This window comes from Acidocella sp. (genome assembly GCF_035535915.1).
GTDB lineage: Bacteria > Pseudomonadota > Alphaproteobacteria > Acetobacterales > Acetobacteraceae > Acidocella.
This window is the reverse complement of sequence record NZ_DATLPB010000120.1, coordinates 1-3,863: the sequence shown is the minus strand read 5'-3', so window position 1 is coordinate 3,863 and position 3,863 is coordinate 1. Positions and strand designations below refer to the sequence as shown.

At 65.4% G+C, this 3,863-nt stretch carries 4 protein-coding genes and 1 pseudogene; 3 read left to right on the top strand and 2 right to left on the bottom strand.

Annotated elements, in window-relative coordinates; genetic code table 11:
• Positions 1 to 115: pseudogene (locus VNC39_RS16180) on the top strand (IS1595 family transposase); the annotation flags it as partial.
• 125 nt (positions 116 to 240) lie between these two features.
• On the opposite strand, the gene VNC39_RS16175 reads toward VNC39_RS16180, so the two are convergent.
• A complete protein-coding gene (locus VNC39_RS16175; RefSeq protein WP_325400688.1) occupies positions 241 to 1,146 on the bottom strand; it encodes an MBL fold metallo-hydrolase in 906 nt (301 codons plus the stop codon).
• A 56-nt stretch (positions 1,147 to 1,202) separates the two neighbouring features.
• Positions 1,203 to 1,367: a hypothetical protein gene (locus VNC39_RS16170; protein WP_325400687.1), complete on the bottom strand. Its 165-nt coding sequence runs from the start codon at positions 1,365 to 1,367 to the stop codon at positions 1,203 to 1,205.
• Positions 1,368 to 1,551: 184 nt separating this feature from the next.
• On the opposite strand from VNC39_RS16170, the gene VNC39_RS16165 reads away from it, so the two are divergent.
• A complete protein-coding gene (locus tag VNC39_RS16165; RefSeq protein WP_325400686.1) occupies positions 1,552 to 2,817 on the top strand; it encodes a DUF445 domain-containing protein in 1,266 nt (421 codons plus the stop codon).
• Positions 2,807 to 3,823 (top strand): D-2-hydroxyacid dehydrogenase, encoded by a 1,017-nt coding sequence (locus VNC39_RS16160; RefSeq protein WP_325400685.1) that lies wholly within the window; start codon positions 2,807 to 2,809, stop codon positions 3,821 to 3,823. Before VNC39_RS16165 ends, VNC39_RS16160 begins: the two co-directional genes overlap by 11 nt.
• Positions 3,824 to 3,863: the final 40 nt, after the last annotated feature.

Genomic DNA, 3,863 nt, shown 5'->3' with positions numbered 1-3,863 from the left:
CCCAAAAGCCAATTTCCACCTCTTCCTCAAGGAATGCGAGTGGAGGTTCAACGATGGCTCTCCCGCCCAGCTCTTGAAGCAGCTCAAGCGCTGGGTCAGAAAGAATTCAACCTAACATCTGGGACAGCCCCAAAACTTTTGGTTGCGCTGGGCCCGAGGCGGTGAAACCAGCACGGCCCAAACTAACAAAGTTTTTTTGCTACTTTTTGTTCACAAAAAGTAGTGCTTCCTTGCCTGCCTTCATCTGACCAGGCCAAACCGCCGTAACGCGTCGTGCTGCACCTCGCCTGGCAAGGCCGAAATTTGCGGCGCGTCGGCGGGCAACTCGGTTGCCGGTTCCAGCTCCGCCGCCCTGCCCTCTTCCGTCAGCTTCAGCAGATGCGCCAGCACATTGCGTTGCGCCGCCACCTTCAGATACGGATCGGCTTTCGCGTAGAGCCGTTCAGCCAAAGCGGCGACGCTCCAATCCTGCTGATCCAGCTGGCGCAAAATCGTCGCCTCGCGCCGCTGCCGGTGCGCCAGCAATTCCCGCACCAAAGTTTGCGGTTCCGGCAGCGCGGGGCCATGGCCGCTCAAATACAGCTCGTCGTCCCGGTCGAGCAGCCGTTCCAGTGAACGGTAATATGCCAGCATGTCGCCATCCGGCGGGCTGACAATCGAGGATGACCAGGACATCACGTGATCGCCGCTGAACAGAATTTTACGTGGCCCATCGCGCAGGGCGAAGCACAGATGGTCGGCGGCATGACCCGGCGTGAAAATCGCCGTGAGTCCCGCCACATCATCGCCGTCACCGAGCGGCCTGTCCGGCGTGAAACCGGGCTTGGCGCTGTACCGATAGGCATGAACCGGCGCGCCGGTCGCCGCGCGCAGCGCCGCCACGGCGCCGAAATGGTCGCGATGCGTGTGCGTGAGCAGGATGCGCCGGACCGGCACCGACCCCGCCACGGCGAGAATATCCTGCACATGCTGCGAATCATCCGGCCCGGGATCGAGCACGCTCAAGCCTTCCGCCCCTTCGATGAGATAGGTGTTCGTGCCCTGATAGGTCATGACGCTGGGGTTGCGGGCGACGATGCGGCGGATGCCCGGGAGAACGTCCAGGGGCACGCCGCGCGGCGGCTCGGCTTCGGTGAGAAACGGCATGGCCGCATCATGCGGAGCGCGACGCCGGCTGTAAACGCCGGCGCCAACCACCGGCTTTATCCCAGGGAATAAAGCAGCCCGAGCAGCCCGAATACGCCGGCCACGCAGACGACCGCGAGCAAGGCCGCGGCCACGCCCGGCCGGCCCTGGCGGCGGCGCGGCCTCGACCGCGCCCGAGGCCGCGGCTTTCGGGCCTCCTGATAATAATCTTTTGTATTCATGACCCTGCACCTTGAAAGGTCGATGTGTGCCGGTTGTTTGGCGGTTTCGTTGTTTTCCCGCCGTAAAGATGCGCCCGAACCCGCCGGCTGTGCAAGAAAAATGCGAGTCGGCGCGCCGCGCCTCGGGGCCTTTTCCCCATGGCCGCCAGATTGCGCGACCGGCTCAAGACTGTAATTTGGCGCCATGACGACGGACCCGGATGCCAGCCTGCGCGCCTCCCTCAACCGGCACAGGCTCTTCGCCTCCGGCCTGCTCGTGCTCATGGCGGCGCTGACGGCGGTGAGTTACACGCTGCCGGCGGGCATCTTCTCCCGCCTGCTGGGCGACGCGGCGAAGGCCGGCTTCATCGGCGGCGTGGCGGATTGGTTCGCGGTCACCGCTTTGTTCCGCCGCCCGCTCGGTTTGCCGATTCCGCACACCGCGATCCTGCCGGCGCAAAAGGAACGGCTGGGCCATGCGCTCGGCCGCTTCGTCGCCAACCATGTGTTTACCGAAGCGGATATCCGCAAATTTCTCGCCACCATCGATTCGCCGGGCATCCTGCAGCGTTTTTTAAGCGACCCGGTGGCAACGCACCCCGCCGCCGAGGCGTTGGCGGGCTTGTTGCCAAAATTGCTGGCGACGATCGAGGACGGCCGCGCCCGGCGCCTGCTGGCGCGCCTTCTGCCGCGCCTGATCGGCGGCCGCGCGGCCGGGGTGGTGGTGGCGCGGGCATTGGGCGGGCTCGTTGAAGGCGGTCGGCACCAGGAAGTTTTTTCCTTCATCATCAACCAGTTGAAGGAGACCCTCGCGGCCCAGGAAGAGCCTTTGCGCGACGCGATCAAAGAGCGCGTGCGCGAACAGGGCGGCCGCCTGGTCGGCTGGGCGGTCGGCGCCAACATCGCCTCCCGCGTGCTGACGGCCGTGAACCATGAGCTGGAGCGCGTCAGCCCGGACAGTTCCGAGATGCGCGACGCGTTTGACGAATGGGCCCGCCGGGAGATCCAGAAGCTCGAAACCGACCCGGAACGGGCCGCCGAGCTCAGCCGCTCGCTCAAGGGCATTCTCGCGCATGACACGGTCAGGGCCTGGGCCTGGGACGTCTGGGCCAGGCTGCGCCGCGCGCTGGAGGCGGATGCGGTACGGCCGCATGGCCGCACCGTGGCGGTGATCGAAGCGGCGCTAGCCAATCTCGGCGAAGTTCTGGGCCGTGACGAAGCGGCGCGCGCCCGGGTCAACGCCACGGTCGAGCGGCTGGTCGTCAATTTGCTCCCGGACGCCCAGGCGCAACTGGCCGGCTTCATCGGCCAGGTGGTCGGCGCCTGGGACACCCCGACCATCACCGAGAAGCTGGAGCTGCGGGTCGGCAAGGACCTGCAATTCATCCGCGTCAACGGCACGCTGGTCGGGTTCCTGCTCGGCGCGCTGATCAGTCTCCTGCTCCTGCTGCTGCCGGGGCATGGGCGCTGACCGTCTCATTCAATTTCATCGTTACGAAGGGTTCGACCGCGAGATGCATGTTCATATCCACAATGAGCTGGACCAATACGATACGCCGATGGACCATGCCGCATGGGACGCAGCCGGCATTGCCGGCCACCGCGTCACCATCGGCAGCACGCCGGAAGAATTCCTGGCCCAGGCCGAGACCGTCAAGGCGCTGATCGCGCCGACGCGGGGGATGAAGAAGCTCGATCTGTTCGCGGCGCCGAAGCTGCGGCTGCTGCAACTCACGTCCGCCGGCGTGGACAGCCTGCAGCCCTTCGACCGCATCCCGCCCGGCGTGATCATCATGAACAATCGCGGCGTGCACGGCGATAAAGCCGGCGAATACGCGCTGATGGCGATCCTGATGCTGGTGAACGCCATGCCGCGCCTGGCCACGGCGCAGCGCCGGCAGCATTGGCGCCATGAATTATGCGGTGTCGCGCGAAATCATCGGCTCACCGTAGTCGGGCTGGGCAGCCTGGGTGGCGCCGCCGCCATGCAGGCTAGCCGTCTCGGCATGCAGGTCACCGGCGTCAGCCGATCCGGCGCGCCGCACCCGCATTGCGCGCGGACCGTGACCAACGCGGCGTTCGACGCGGTTCTGGCCGAAACCGATATCCTGCTCCTGGCCTGCCCGCTGACACCGGAAACCAGCAACCTGCTCTCCGCCGAACGCATCAAAAAACTCCCCGTCGGGGCGGGCGTGATCAATATCGGCCGCGGCCGGCTGATGGATGAGGAAGCTTTGCTCGACGCGCTGGAAGCCGAGACGCTCGGCGGCGCGATCCTGGACGTGTTCCACACCGAGCCCTTGCCGCCGGGGCACCGTGCCTGGACGACGAAAAACCTGATCGTCACGCCGCATATGTCGTCGGACGACCCCGCCACCTACAACACGCTGACGCTGCAAATCTTCAGGAAAAACCTTGAAGCTTTGGCGGCCGGGGACAAAGCGCCGACGGCGATCGACCGCACGCTGGGATACTAACAGAGGAAGCAAGTAGGCGCTTTTTGAAAAAAGCGCCGCA